The organism is Burkholderia latens (assembly GCF_001718795.1).
In the GTDB taxonomy this organism is placed as follows: domain Bacteria; phylum Pseudomonadota; class Gammaproteobacteria; order Burkholderiales; family Burkholderiaceae; genus Burkholderia; species Burkholderia latens_A.
In genome coordinates this window covers 756844-771178 of the sequence record NZ_CP013435.1, presented here as the reverse complement: position 1 = coordinate 771178, position 14335 = coordinate 756844, and the positions used below count along the sequence as shown (strand labels likewise).

Genomic DNA, 14335 nt, shown 5'->3' with positions numbered 1-14335 from the left:
ACTACCGCCCGACACCATGCTCCGCCACCTCTCGATTCGCGACTTCGTCATCGTCGCCGCGCTCGATCTCGAATTCGACAGCGGCTTCACCGTCTTTTCCGGCGAAACCGGCGCCGGCAAATCGATCCTGATCGACGCGCTGGCGCTCGCGCTCGGCGAACGCGCCGACGCGAGCGTCGTGCGCGCCGGCTGCGGTCGCGCCGACATCGCCGCCGAATTCACGCCGCACGACCGCGTCGCACGCTGGCTCGACGACCATGCATTCGACGCCGAGGACACCGTGATGCTGCGCCGCGTGATCGACGCGAACGGCCGCTCGCGCGCGTTCATCAACGGCACCAGCGCAACGCTCGCGCAGCTGCGCGAACTCGGCGAGATGCTCGTCGACATCCACGGCCAGCACGCGCACCAGCTGCTGATGCGGCCCGATGCGCAGCGCGAGCTGTTCGACACGCACGCGGGGCTCGTCGCCGATGCCGCGAACGTCGCGCGCGCGTGGCGCGTGTGGCGCGACGCGACGCAGGCGATCGACGCCGCAAAGGCGCACGAGCGCGAGCTGCAGCTCGAACGGGAGAAGCTCGCGTGGCAACTGGCCGAGCTCGACAAGCTCGCGCCGCAGCCCGGCGAATGGGACGAAATCGGCAGCGAGCACAAGCGGCTGTCGCACTCGGCGAATCTGATCGCCGGCGTGCAGGGTGCGCTCAATGCGCTGTCCGAGGCCGACGATGCGATGCTGCCGCAGTTGGGCGCGATCGTGTCGAAACTGCGCAGCCTCGCCGACTATGACTCCGGGCTCGGCGATGCGCTCGCGTCGCTCGAACCGGCCGAGATCCAGCTGCAGGAAGCCGTCTATTCGCTGTCGCACTACGCGCAGCGCCTCGATCTCGATCCGGCCCGGCTCGCCCAGGTCGAAGCGCGTCTCGACGCCCTGCATTCGACCGCCCGCAAGTTCCGCCTGCCGCCCGACACCCTGCACGAGGAACACGCAGCACGCCGCGCCCAGCTCGCCGCGCTCGACGCGGCCGCCGATCTCGGCGCGCTGGAAGCCGCGCAGGCGAAGGCATGGGAAGCGTATCTCGCCGACGCGAAACACCTGTCGAAGGCGCGCGCGCAGGCCGCGAAAGCGCTCGGCACGGCCGTCACGGCCGGCATGCAAGAGCTGTCGATGGCCGGCGGCAGTTTCGAAGTCGCGCTCGTGCCGCTTGCCGACGGCGGTCCGCACGGGCTCGAACAAGTCGAATTCCGCGTCGCCGGGCACCCGGGCGTGCCGCTGAGGCCGCTCGCGAAAGTCGCGTCGGGCGGCGAACTGGCCCGGATCAGCCTCGCGCTTGCAGTGATCGCGAGCGCGGCCAGCCCGACGCCGACGCTGATTTTCGACGAAGTCGACACGGGTATCGGCGGTGGCGTCGCCGAAGTCGTCGGCCGCCTGCTGCACCAGCTCGGGCGCGACCGCCAGGTGCTGTGCGTGACGCATCTGCCGCAGGTCGCGGCGCGCGGCGACCATCACTTCCAGGTCGCGAAAGGCTCCGACGACCGCGGCGGCACCGTATCGTCGGTCGTCGCGCTCGACAAGGCGAGCCGCGTCGAGGAAGTCGCGCGGATGCTCGGCGGCCTCGAAATCACGGCCACCACCCGCAAGCACGCGAAGGAAATGCTCGCGGCCTGACACGCGCGCAGCGCGGGCCGTATCCAGCGCGACCGGCGCGTGCAGCGGTCTTTTTCGGCCGGCCGGCCGCCGGGGGAGACCACACCCGCCCCGTCCGCCAACGTGGCCGCCGGCGTCGAACGCGCGACTCAAACGCCCGTTTCGCGCGCCCCGAACACGCGTTCCCACAGCGCGGTCACGGCTGCCCGCTCGTCGGCCACCAGCGCCGGATCGACCCGCGCCTTCTCCATCCCGTCGAGTCGCAGCTTGTGCTGCAGTTTCCGGTACGTGCGGTACGCGGCGCCCACCCGCTCGGCCTCGTCCTCCCCCATCAGACCGAACCGTGCGACCTCGCGCAAGAGCGCGATGTTGCCGGTGTTGCGGATCAGCTCGGCATCGCTCGATGCATGCAGGAGCACCCAGTACTGGACGATGAACTCGATGTCGACCATCCCGCCGCGATCGTGCTTCAGGTCGAACAGCTCGGTGTGGTTCGGGTGGCCCGCGAACACCTTGCCGCGCATGTCGACGATTTCGTTCGCGAGCACGGCCGCGTCGCGCGGCGTCGTCAAAACCTGCTGGCGGATCGCCTCGAAGTCCGCGCCGATCTGCGGGTCGCCGGCGCTGTAGCGCGCGCGCGTCAGCGCCTGGTGCTCCCACACCCACGCGGTATTCGCCGCATCGCCCTCGCGCAGCTGGTATCGGCGGAACGCGTCGAGATCGGTCACGAGCAATCCGGCCTCGCCGTTCGGCCGCAGCCGCAGGTCGATGTCGAACAGCGCGCCCGCGCCGGTCGCGGTCGTGAGCCATGTGATCAGCCGGCGCGTAAACGTCGTATAGACGTCCGCGGAGCGCTCGTCGGGATCGTCGTACAGAAAGATCAGGTCCAGATCCGACGCGTAGCCGAGCTCCTTGCCGCCGAGCTTGCCGTACGCGATCACCGCGAATTTCGGCACGTCGCGGTGACGCTTCGCGAGCTGCGACCAGACCACTTCGATCGTCACGTCGAGCACCGCGTCGGCGAGTTCGGACAGGCGGTCGCTCACGTGCTCGACCGACAGTTGCCCCGCCAGGTCGATCAGCAGGATGCGGAACACCTCCGCGTGCTGCGCATGCCGCAGCAAGTCCATCTGCTGCTCGGGGCCGTCGGCGGCGGCCAGGCGCGCACGCAGCGCATCCTTGAATGCGGGCCAGTCGAACGGGCTCGCGATCGCTTCGTCGTCGAGCAGTTCGTCGAGCAGCTGCGGATGGCGGATCAGGTAGCCGCCGCCCCAGCGCGTCGCGCCGAGCACCGACAGTACACGATCGAGCGCGGCCGGATACTCGGTCAGCAGCGCCAGATAGACGCCGCGCCGGCTGACCGTCTCGAGCAGGTCGAACAACCGCACGATCGTTTCGTCGCGGCGCGCCGCGTCGATGCGCGGCGCGGCCTCGAGCGCGCGCTGCGCGACGCTGTCGAAACGCTGCCGGCTCTTTTCGGGCAGCCCCGCGTAGCGCGACGATTGCCAGATCGCGCGCAGCCGCGCGAGCACGGCAGCCGGATCGGCGAAGCCGAGGCCGTCGAGGCGCGCGAGCAGCGCGTCGTCTTCGCCGTCGTCGGCGAGCGCGCCGCTCCAGATCCACGCGGCGGCCGTGTCCTCGCCGGCCGCGCACGAGCCGCCGTTCACCTTGTCCGCGAAGATTTGATCGAACTGCGCCTCCACGAACGTGCGATGGCCATCGAGCACCGCCATCAGCGCCGCGTAGTCGGCATAGCCGAGCGACGCGGCCAGCGCCGCGCGCTCGCCCGGATCGACCGGCATCGCGTGCGTCTGCGCGTCGTCGCGGTACTGCAGCCGGTGCTCGAGCGTGCGCAGGAAGTTGTACGCGTCGGTGAGCCGTTCGCGCACGTCGTCGCCGATCAGCGCGCGCGCCTGCGCGTGGCGCAGCACCGCAAGCGTCGGCCGCACGCGGAATCCCGCATCCTGGCCGCCCCGGATCAGCTGGAACACCTGCGCACTGAACTCGATCTCGCGGATCCCGCCGCGCCCGAGCTTGATGTCGTCGGCCTTGTCGGGCCGCATCGACGCGCGGCGCGCGGCTTCCTGGCGGATCTGCTGGTGCAGCGAACGGATCGCCCCGATTACGCCGAAGTCGAGATAGCGGCGGTAGACGAACGGCTTCACGATTGCCTGGAGCTGCGCTTCGAGCCGCCGCGCGGCGTCGCTGTCGCCCTCCGACACGAGCCGCCCCTTGATCCACGCGTAGCGCTCCCACTCGCGCCCCTGCACGTAGAAATATTCCTCGAGCATCCCGAGGCTGCAGACGAGCGGCCCCGAATCGCCGTTCGGGCGCAGCCGCATGTCGACGCGGAACACGTAACCGTCGGCCGTGACCTCGGACAGCACGCCGATCAGGCGTCGGCCGAGCCGCGTGAAGTATTCCTGGGTGGACAGCGGCGAGCGCGCGCCGCCGGCGGTCTCGCCGTCGTCCTCGTAGACGAAGATCAGGTCAATATCTGACGACACGTTCAGCTCGCGGCCACCAAGCTTGCCCATCCCGACCACGCCGAGCACGACGCGCTGGCCGTCGGCGCCGCGCGGCTCGCCGTACATCGCGTCGAGTTCGGCCGACAGCAGCGCGAGCGAGCGCTGCACGGCCACTTCGGCGAGATCCGTCATCGCGCCCGTCACTTCGGCGACATCCGCGACGCCGCGCAAGTCGCGCTCCGCGACCGCACCGAACACTTCGACCCGCAGCTGCCGCAGCGCGCGCTTGAGCTGCTCGTCGCCCGGTGCGGCCGTGCCGGCCGGCGGCGCGAGCAGTTCGGTCAGGCGCGCGTCGAGCTGCGCGCGGGACAGCGGCGCACCGGCCCACGCGGCGATCCGGTCGGACAGCGCCGGACGCGCGGCGGCCGCGCGGGCGAGGTAGCGGGAGTAGGACAGGCTGAGCAGGGAGGAAGCGTCGGTCATCGAAAAGCGGGCCTGGCGGTAAGGGCCGCCGCCGCGGGACGACGCTGCGCGCGCCCCGCCGCCGGCAGGCCCTTGGACTCGGCACGGCAGCGGGGGGCGCGGGTGCGCCGCCGCGCCAACCGCGCGCCGGAAAGCCCGTGCCGTGCTGCCCAACGGCCGCCGGCACGAACCCCTGTGATACATTTCAACGTCAGTCTGCAAAACTACCATATCGCCGCCCTTCCGCCGCATGTCCGACCGTCAGGAATCCGCCGTAGCTGCGCCCGAAGCGGGACCTCCGAAGCACGATCATCCGGTCCTGCGTCGCGTGTTCAGGGTGACGCTGGCAGTCGGGATCGGCGCGTACTTCGTCGCGTCCGGCGCCTTCCTCGGGCTGCGCTACGTGTTGCTGCCCCGCATCGACGAATACCGCCCGCGCATCGAGCGCGCGGTGTCCGACAAGCTGCACGCGCAGTTGTCGATCGGCAAGCTGTCTCCTCACTGGTCCGGCATGCAGCCGGGCGTCGAAGTCGCCAACCTCACCATTCGCGGCCGCGACGGCCAGATCGCGCTGTCGGTCCCGCACGCGACGGCCGCGCTGTCATGGATGTCGCTGCTGCGGCTGTCGCCCGCGCTGTCGAGCCTGATCGTCGACCGCCCGGACCTCGTCGTCGCGCGTGCGGCCGACGGCTCGCTGAGCATCGCGGGCGTCGGCGTCGCGACGACCCACGGCGGCAACGACACATTCGGCACGTGGCTGCTGAAGCAGGAAGCGATCGTGCTGCGCAACGGCACGCTGCGCTGGCGCGACGCGCAGCACGACGCGCCGGAGCTCGCACTGTCGGGCATCCGCCTCGCGGTGCTCAACCACGGCCGCGAGCACAAGGCTGCGCTGCAGGCACCGGCGAACGGCACGCTGCTGCTCGGGCCGCTCGATTTCCGCGCGCGCTTCAGGCACAAGGCGCTCGCGCCGGTCGGCAAGCCGACGAACTGGACCGGCGACGCGTATCTGTCGACCGGCCCTGTCGATCTGCAGACGCTCGGCCGCTACGTGGACTTGCCGCTCACGGTCCATGCAGGCCGCATCGACAACGCGATCTGGGCGACCTTCGAGGATGGCCATCTGCGCTCCGCGGGCGGCGACCTGCAGGGCGCCGACGTCGTGCTGCGCGTGCGGCCGACCCAGCCGCGCCTCGACGTCCCGACGGTCGGCTTCGGCTGGGACATGGCGCTGAACGCCGGCCGCGACTATACGCTGCATCTGACGCGCTTCAACGCGGAGCTCGGTCAGCCGCCGCTGCCGGATGGCACGCCGCTCGCCCGTTCGCTCGCGCTGTCGACGCTGACGGCCCGCTACCGTGTGCCGGCCGCCGACCAGGGGCAGTTGCTGAGCGTGGTCGGCGACCGCGTCGACCTCGGCATCCTCAGCGAATTCATCCGCGGGCTGCCGCTGCCGGCCCGGCTGCGCAACGAACTGATCAAGCTCGACCCGCGCGGGATGGTGTCGAACTATCACATCGAAGTCGAACGTGCGAAGCCGGCGCGGCCCGAACTCGCCGACGAGGAGCGGCGCATGGGCGCCGCGCCGATCGTCCGCTACCGCTTCCTCGGCGATCTGCAGGGCATCAGCGTCGCCGCGCAGGAGCCGCCGCCGGGGCTGTCGCCGCGCGGTCACCCGCGGGCCGGGTGGCCGGGCGTCGAGAATTTGTGGGGCCGCATCGATGCGACCGAGACCGGCGGCAGCGCGCACTTCGACACGGTCAACGCGGCCGTCACGGTGCCCGGCGAATTCGACGAGCCGCGCCTGACTTTCGACCGGCTTCGCGGCAACGCGAAATGGGCGATCACGCCCGCGCCCGGCGACAAGCACGCGCGCGTCGACGTGACGCTGCCCGACCTGTTCGTCTCGAATCCCGACGCCGAAATCGCGGTGTCGGGCTCGTACACGAACCCGGGCCACGGCCGCGGCTCGCTCGACCTGCGCGCGGATTTCACGCGCGCATCGGTGGCGCGCATTCCGCGCTACCTGCCGACCGGGATGTCCGAGCACCTGCGCGATTATCTGGGCCATGCGCTGCAAGACGGCCAGGTGACCAAAGGCGCGTCGATCGTCGCGCGCGGCCCGCTCGAAAAATTCCCGTTCGAACACGAGCCGGACGCCGGCGTGTTCCATATCGTCGCGCCGTTCACCGGCGGGCGCTTCGAGCCGACGCCCTATCCGCCGCGCAAGCTCGCGAACGGCACGCCGAGCGTGTGGCCGGCGCTCGACGGGATCGACGGCGTGTTCGAGCTCGCGCAGAACAAGCTGCGCTTCGACATCGCGCGTGCGCACTACAAGCGCGTCGCGCTGACGAAGGTCACCGGCCGCATCGACGACCTCGGCAATCCGTCGAAGTCGCCGCTCGTCATCGACGGCCATGCGCAAGGCCCGCTCGCCGATCTGATCGACTACGCGGACAACAGCTCGCTCGGCACGATGAGCCAGCACATCGGCCAGCGGATCGACGCGCAGGGGCCGGCGGCGCTCGCGCTCAAGATCACGATCCCGCAGCACGTTCCGCATCCGCACACGCACGTCGAAGGCGCGCTCGCGTTCGGCGGCAACACGCTGTCGACCGACGGCGTGCCGCCGGTGTCCGCGCTGCGCGGCAGCGTGCGCTTCACCGAAGCCGGCGCGTCGCTGCACGACCTGTCGGCGCGCTTCCTCGGCGGCCCGGTGCGCGCGAGCGGCAGCTTCCAGTCGCACGGCCCGTACGCGGTGAACGTAGACGGCAAGCTCGCGGTCGATGCCGCACGCGGCCTGAATCTGCGCGGCGCGGCCGCGGCACTGCTCGAACACGTGGTCGGCGACGCGCCGTACCAGATCGCCGTGCGCGGCGCGCCGGGCCGCCTGCCACAGGTCACCGCACGCTCGGACCTGACGGGCGTCGCGCTGAACTTCCCCGCCCCGTTCGCGAAACCGGCCGGCACGCCGATGCCGTTCCGCTTCACGCTGGAGCCGGCCGCGCAGGCCGACGGCAAGCGGCTCGAACATGCCGACCTGACGCTCGGCCCCGTATCCGCGACCTACCTGCTCGACGCGACGCGCGGCCAGCCGCTGCGCGCGCTGCGCGGCGCGCTGGGCATCCACAGGATGCCCGACCTGCCGCAGGACGGCGTGAGTGCGGCCGTCGACGTCGACGAACTGGACGCCGACGCGTGGCTCGCGCTGGCCCGCACGCTGCAGCCCAACACGCCGCGCGCGCCGGAGCCGCAGGCCACGCCGCGCATCGACGTCGCAAGCTTCACGCCGAAGCGCTTCGCGCTCCACTTCGGCACGCTGAAGCTGCTCAAGCGCAACTGGGAAAACGTGATCATCGGCGCATCGCACGTCGACGAGCTGTGGCAGGCGAACATCGCGTCGAACCAGGTGTCGGGCTACCTGTCGTGGGCGCCGGGCGGCGGCCACAACGGCGCGGGCGTACTGAACGCACGTCTCGCCAAGCTCGTGATCCCGCAAAGCGCGCAGCACGATCTGGTCGGCCGCGCGATGAACCTGCCGACGCCGACCGACCGCCCGATACCGTCGGTCGACCTGATCGTCGACCAGGTCGTCGCGCGCGATCACGACATCGGCCGGCTCGTCGTCAATGCACGCAACATCGACGAGGACGGCGCACCGGTGTGGCAGCTCGACAAGCTCGAACTCGCGAATCCGGCCGCGAAGCTGACGGCAACCGGCAACTGGCGCACGTCGCGCCGCGCACTCGCGCGCGGCGTCGACGAAAACGACGCGCCGCGCCGCAGCGTGTTCGACTTCAAGCTCGACGTCGGCAACGCGGGCGCGCTGCTCGACCGCGTCGGCCTGCCGCGCACGCTCGCGGACGGCCACGGCACGGTGACCGGCAAGGTCGGCTGGCGGGGCGGTCCGACCGCGGTCGATCTGCCGTCGCTCGCCGGGCAGGTCGCGCTCGACCTCGAGCACGGACAGATCCTGAAGGTCGATCCCGGCGCCGCGAAGCTGCTCGGCGTGCTGAGCCTGCAGAGCCTCGCGCGTTTCCTCACGCTGAATTTCCGCGACGTGGTCGGCAAGGGGCTGCCGTTCGACAAGATCACGGGCACGAGCCGGATCTCGAACGGAATCGCGCGCACCGACGACTTTGCGATGACGACCCCGCCCGCGAACGTGACGGTGCGCGGCGCGGTCGACCTCGGCACCGAGACGCAGGACCTGCACGCGCACGTCGCGCCGAAGATCGGCGCCGGCACCGCGGCGATCGCGGCTGCGATCGTCAACCCGCTGCTCGGCATCGGCGTGCTGGCCGCAAACTACGCGCTGTCGGAGACGCTGTCGCATGCATTCGCGCTCGACTATGCGATCACCGGCTCGTGGGCCCATCCGCACATCGAGCGGGTGCGGGGCGATCAGGGTAAGATGAATCACGGTCCGGCCGATGCGGCGAGCCATTGATGCACACGGCGCCGGGCCGCACCCTATTTATCACGCAACCGATCCTGCGATGACCGATCACACCCGTTCCGCCACGCCTTTTCGGGTGGCCGCGCTGCAGATGGTGAGCACGCCGGACGTCGCGCGCAATCTCGCCGAAGCCGGCCGCCTGATCGCGGAAGCGGCCGGCGACGGCGCCCAGCTCGTGCTGCTGCCCGAGTATTTCTGCTTCATGGGCCACCGGGACACCGACAAGCTCGCGCTTGCCGAACCCTATCGCGACGGCCCGATCCAGCGGTTTCTGGCGGACGCCGCGCAGCGTCACGGCATCTGGGTCATCGGCGGCACGCTGCCGTTGAAGGCGCCGGAACCCGATCGCGTGCTGAACACGACGCTCGTGTTCGACCCGTCCGGCCGCGAGGCCGCTCGCTACGACAAGATCCATCTGTTCAACTTCGAGAAAGGCGACGAATCGTTCGACGAGGCGCGCACGATCCGCGCGGGCAACACCGTCGTTGCATTCGACGCGCCGTTCGGGAAGGTCGGCCTGTCGGTCTGTTACGATCTGCGCTTTCCGGAGCTGTATCGCAGGATGGGCGACTGCGCGCTGATCGTCGTGCCGTCGGCGTTTACGTACACGACCGGCCGCGCGCATTGGGAAATGCTGCTGCGCGCGCGGGCCGTCGAGAACCAGTGTTACGTGCTCGCGGCCGCGCAAGGCGGCAAGCACGAGAACGGCCGGCGCACCTGGGGCCACAGCATGCTGATCGACCCGTGGGGTGAGATCGTCGCGGTTCGCGACGAAGGCGCGAGCGTCGTGATCGGCGCGCTCGATCCGCAGCGCATCGCCGACGTGCGCCAGAGCCTGCCCGCGTGGCGGCATCGCGTGCTGACCTGAGCGCCACCCGCGCGGACGCTTGAAACGCCGCCCGGCCAACCCATCTGCCCAGAACGCACCCGACAACTTTTTGAGACCCTCGATACCCGCATGAACATCATCGAACCCGGCATCCGCAACCTTGCGCTGGCGAAGGACATCCTCCTCACGCCGTACGGCCTCGACGAAAGCCTGCTCACGCGCACGATCGCCGACATCTTCACGCATCGCGTCGACTACGCGGACCTGTACTTCCAGGCGACCCGCAGCGAAGCGTGGAGCCTCGAGGAAGGCATCGTGAAGTCGGGCAGCTTCAGCATCGACCAGGGCGTCGGCGTGCGCGCGGTCGCGGGCGACCGCACCGCATTCGCGTATTCGGACGACCTGTCGCCGGAAGCGATCGCGCAGGCCGCCGCCGCCACGAAGGCGATCGCGGCGGCCGGCGGCGGCCGCCAGAAGATCAAGGCGGCGAAGTCGCTGACGGGCATCTCGGGCCGCGACCTGTACCTGCCGTCCGATCCGCTCGCGTCGCTCGACGCAACCGCGAAGGTCAAGCTGCTCGAGCGCATCGAGCAGATGGCGCGCGGGCGCGACCCGCGCGTCACGCAAGTGATGGCCGGTCTCGCCGGCGAATACGACGTCGTGCTGGTCGCACGCAGCGACGGCGCGCTGGCCGCCGACATCCGCCCGCTCGTGCGCGTGTCGGTCACGGTGATCGCCGAGCAGAACGGCCGCCGCGAGATCGGCTCCGGCGGCGGCGGCGGCCGCTTCGACTACGGTTACTTCACGGACGAAGTGCTGTCGCGCTACGTCGACGATGCAGTGCACGCGGCGCTCGTGAACCTCGACGCGCGGCCCGCGCCAGCCGGCGCGATGACCGTCGTGCTCGGGCCGGGCTGGCCGGGCGTGCTGCTGCACGAGGCGATCGGCCATGGCCTCGAGGGCGACTTCAACCGCAAGGGTTCGTCGGCGTTCGCCGGCCGGATCGGCGAGCAGGTCGCCGCGAAGGGCGTGACGGTCGTCGACGACGGCACGCTGCCGAATCGCCGTGGGTCGCTCAACATCGACGACGAAGGCAATCCGACGCAGTGCACGACGCTGATCGAGGACGGCATCCTGAAGGGCTATATCCAGGACACGCTGAATGCGCGCCTGATGAAGATGCCCGTCACCGGCAACGCGCGGCGCGAGTCGTACGCGGCGCTGCCGATGCCGCGCATGACGAACACGTACATGCTCAACGGCGACAAGGATCCGCAGGAAATCATCTCGTCGGTGAAGAACGGCCTGTACGCGGTGAACTTCGGCGGCGGCCAGGTCGACATCACGAACGGCAAGTTCGTGTTCTCGGCGTCCGAGGCGTACATGATCGAGAACGGCAAGGTCACGTACCCGGTGAAGGGCGCGACGCTGATCGGCAGCGGCCCGGAATCGCTGAAATACGTGAGCATGATCGGCAACGACATGTCGCTCGACTCGGGCGTCGGCGTGTGCGGCAAGGAAGGCCAGAGCGTGCCGGTCGGCGTCGGCCAGCCGACTCTGCGGATCGACAAGATGACCGTCGGCGGTACGGCATAACCGCATCGCTGCGCAGACAATCCGCGTATTTTTCTTAAAACGCGCGGATTGTCCGCATTTTCGGGAGCCACCGGTTGCCAGCCGCGCGGGGACCGGGTATAAATTCCGAATCGACTTTTTTGACGAACCGAATCTCCGTCATGTCCGCCAAGTTTTATTTTTACTTTTTTTGGTATCTCAGACCGCTGGCGGATCGAGAGGGTTGATGGCGCGTGAAGCGCAACCGAAATTCCCGAAAAAACCGCCGGCGAACCCGGCGGTTTTTTTTCGCCCTTCGCCAGACGGTCGTCGCCGCGGCGGTCCCGCGGCCCCGACCGACACCACTGAATTGCCTGAATTGATGAATCTGCCGCACGCGCACTGACCGAACGGCGCCCCGGAAAATTAGGAGAAACAGCATGCCCCCGCACAACACCGACGACGTCCGCATTCGCGAGCTCAAGGAACTGACGCCGCCCGCCCATCTGATTCGCGAATTCGCGTGTTCGGAGGCCGCGTCCGAGCTGATCTACAACTCGCGCCAGGCAATGCACCGGATCCTGCACGGGATGGACGACCGGCTGATCGTCGTGATCGGGCCGTGCTCGATCCACGATACGAAGGCGGCGATCGAATACGCGGGCCGGCTCGTGAAGGAGCGCGAGCGCTTCAAGGGGGAACTGGAAGTCGTGATGCGCGTGTACTTCGAGAAGCCGCGCACCACCGTCGGCTGGAAGGGGCTCATCAACGATCCGCATCTGGACAACAGCTTCAAGATCAACGAAGGCCTGCGCACCGCGCGCGAGCTGCTGCTGCAGATCAACGAAATGGGGCTGCCGGCCGCGACCGAATACCTCGACATGATCAGCCCGCAGTACATCGCCGACCTGATCTCGTGGGGCGCGATCGGCGCGCGCACGACCGAGTCGCAGGTGCATCGCGAACTGGCGTCGGGGCTGTCGTGCCCGGTCGGCTTCAAGAACGGCACCGACGGCAACGTGAAGATCGCGGTCGACGCGATCAAGGCCGCGTCGCAGCCGCACCATTTCCTGTCGGTGACCAAGGGCGGCCACTCGGCGATCGTGTCGACTGCAGGCAACGAGGACTGCCACGTGATCCTGCGCGGCGGCAAGACGCCGAACTATGACGCGGACAGCGTGAACGCCGCGTGCGCGGACATCGGCAAGGCCGGCCTCGCCGCGCGCCTGATGATCGATGCGAGCCACGCGAACAGCTCGAAGAAGCACGAAAACCAGATTCCGGTGTGCGCGGACATCGGCCGCCAGGTCGCGGCCGGCGACGAGCGCATCGTCGGCGTGATGATCGAGTCGCACCTCGTCGAGGGGCGCCAGGACCTGAAGGAAGGCTGCCCGCTGACCTACGGCCAGAGCATCACCGACGCGTGCATCGCGTGGGACGACAGCGTGAAGGTGCTCGAAGGCCTCGCGGAAGCCGTGAAGGCGCGCCGCGTCGCGCGCGGCAGCGGCAACTGAATGACGCCAAAGCGCCGAGCCGAGGGTGTGGCGCTACCCGGCAACGCTGCGGGTGCGCACCAGAAGCCGGCCGCCCGGCCCCGCAAATGAAACGCCCGGCTCGCGCCGGGCGTCTATCACCGCGTGTTTGCGTCGGCCGAAACCGGCCGCCGGATCGTCACTCGAGCGCGCCCGAACCGAAGATCTCGGTGTTCACGCGCTCCGGCGCGACGCCGAGGGCGACGAGCGCGTCGCGTTGCGCCTTCATGAACGCGATCGGTCCGCAGATGTAATAGTCGGCATCCGGCACCAGCGCGTATTGCTTCACGCGCTCCGGCGTCAGGCGCCCTTCGAGATCGTGATCGACACCGGCACGGTCGTTCGGGCCGACCAGCTCGTACAGCACCGTACGCTTCACGTTCGCGTGCTCGCGCGCTGCGTCGTTCAGCCAGTCGCGGAACGCGTGCACCGCGCCCGACCGGCATGCGTGGATGAAGCGAACCTCGCGCTTGCTGCCTTCGGCGATCAGCGTCGACGCCATCGACATCATCGGCGTGATGCCGACGCCGCCGGAAATCAGCACGACCGGCGTATCGGCATCGCGCTTCAGCGAGAAGTCGCCCATCGGCGCGGTCGCCTCGACGATCGCGCCCTCTTCCACCCCGTCGTGCATCAGCGTCGACACCTTGCCGGCCGGGATCGCTTCGGCGTTGCCCGCTTCGCGCTTCACCGAGATACGCAGCCACTTGCCGTGCGGCGCATCGGACAGGCTGTACTGGCGCGGCTGGTCGACGCCGAGATCGCCGACGAAACGCTTCACCGAGATGTACTGGCCCGGCTCGAATTTCGGTGCGTCGCCGCCGTCGGCGGGCGTCAGATAGAACGACGTGATCTCGTCGCTTTCGCGCACCTTGCGGGCGACCCTGAACGGGCGGAAGCCGCTCCATGCGGCGCCCGCGTACAGGTCGGCCTCGACGCCGATCAGGATCTGCGCGAGCTGGCCGTAAGCGACGCGCCATGCTTCGAGCGTATCCGCGTCGACCGCATCGCCGAGCACCTCGACAATCGACGCGAGCAGGTTCTCGCCGACGATCGGGTAATGCTCCGGACGGATGTTGAGGCTCGCATGCTTGTGCGCGATCCGCGATACGGCGCCGCCCAGCGCGCCGAGATTGTCGATGTTCGCCGCGTACGCATAGACGGCCTTCGCGAGCGTTTCCGGCTGGCTGCCGGTCTTCTGGTGCGTCTGGTTGAACAGGTTCTTCAGTTCCGGATGACGCGCGAACATCCGCTGATAGAAATGCTTCGTGATCGTCGTGCCGTGCTCGGCCAGGACGGGGGCGGTGGCCTTCACACGGGCCATCTGGTCAGCGGTGATGTGGGTCATGTTCGTTCTCCGTTAAACATGCGGATACGATACATCTT

Annotated in this window: 7 protein-coding genes; 5 read left to right on the top strand and 2 right to left on the bottom strand. The window is 69.2% G+C overall.

Translation table 11 applies throughout. The annotated features are described in order from the left end of the window. Positions 1 to 16: 16 nt before the first annotated feature. Positions 17 to 1666, top strand: a complete 1650-nt coding sequence (gene recN / locus WK25_RS03555) for a DNA repair protein RecN (protein WP_040143469.1) — start codon at positions 17 to 19, stop codon at positions 1664 to 1666. A 128-nt stretch (positions 1667 to 1794) separates the two neighbouring features. Here recN and glnE read toward each other — a convergent pair whose 3' ends face one another. Beyond that, positions 1795 to 4596: a bifunctional [glutamate--ammonia ligase]-adenylyl-L-tyrosine phosphorylase/[glutamate--ammonia-ligase] adenylyltransferase gene (gene glnE, locus WK25_RS03550; protein ID WP_069240990.1), complete on the bottom strand. Its 2802-nt coding sequence runs from the start codon at positions 4594 to 4596 to the stop codon at positions 1795 to 1797. Positions 4597 to 4825: 229 nt separating this feature from the next. On the opposite strand from glnE, the gene WK25_RS03545 reads away from it, so the two are divergent. From WK25_RS03545 to aroG, 4 genes are all read left to right on the top strand, one after another. Next, complete coding sequence (locus WK25_RS03545; RefSeq protein WP_069240989.1) at positions 4826 to 9025, top strand: YhdP family protein; 4200 nt, start codon at positions 4826 to 4828, stop codon at positions 9023 to 9025. Between the two features lie 49 nt (positions 9026 to 9074). Beyond that, positions 9075 to 9902 (top strand): carbon-nitrogen hydrolase family protein, encoded by an 828-nt coding sequence (locus WK25_RS03540; RefSeq protein WP_059547793.1) that lies wholly within the window; start codon positions 9075 to 9077, stop codon positions 9900 to 9902. A 90-nt stretch (positions 9903 to 9992) separates the two neighbouring features. After that, positions 9993 to 11459: a metalloprotease TldD gene (gene tldD / locus WK25_RS03535; RefSeq protein WP_069240988.1), complete on the top strand. Its 1467-nt coding sequence runs from the start codon at positions 9993 to 9995 to the stop codon at positions 11457 to 11459. Between the two features lie 398 nt (positions 11460 to 11857). After that, positions 11858 to 12931 carry a 3-deoxy-7-phosphoheptulonate synthase AroG gene (aroG, locus tag WK25_RS03530; RefSeq protein ID WP_059547795.1) on the top strand — a complete coding sequence of 358 codons (1074 nt, stop codon included), beginning with the start codon at positions 11858 to 11860 and terminating at the stop codon, positions 12929 to 12931. Between the two features lie 157 nt (positions 12932 to 13088). On the opposite strand, the gene hmpA is transcribed toward aroG, so the two are convergent. After that, positions 13089 to 14297 carry an NO-inducible flavohemoprotein gene (gene hmpA / locus WK25_RS03525; RefSeq protein ID WP_069240987.1) on the bottom strand — a complete coding sequence of 403 codons (1209 nt, stop codon included), beginning with the start codon at positions 14295 to 14297 and terminating at the stop codon, positions 13089 to 13091. Positions 14298 to 14335 lie beyond the last annotated feature (38 nt).

Coding starts and splice junctions, on each gene's coding strand:
- recN (WP_040143469.1), top strand. CDS start 17: ATGCTCCGCCACCTCTCGATTCGCGACTTCGTCATCGTCGCCGCGCTC.
- glnE (WP_069240990.1), bottom strand. CDS start 4,596: ATGACCGACGCTTCCTCCCTGCTCAGCCTGTCCTACTCCCGCTACCTC.
- WK25_RS03545 (WP_069240989.1), top strand. CDS start 4,826: ATGTCCGACCGTCAGGAATCCGCCGTAGCTGCGCCCGAAGCGGGACCT.
- WK25_RS03540 (WP_059547793.1), top strand. CDS start 9,075: ATGACCGATCACACCCGTTCCGCCACGCCTTTTCGGGTGGCCGCGCTG.
- tldD (WP_069240988.1), top strand. CDS start 9,993: ATGAACATCATCGAACCCGGCATCCGCAACCTTGCGCTGGCGAAGGAC.
- aroG (WP_059547795.1), top strand. CDS start 11,858: ATGCCCCCGCACAACACCGACGACGTCCGCATTCGCGAGCTCAAGGAA.
- hmpA (WP_069240987.1), bottom strand. CDS start 14,297: ATGACCCACATCACCGCTGACCAGATGGCCCGTGTGAAGGCCACCGCC.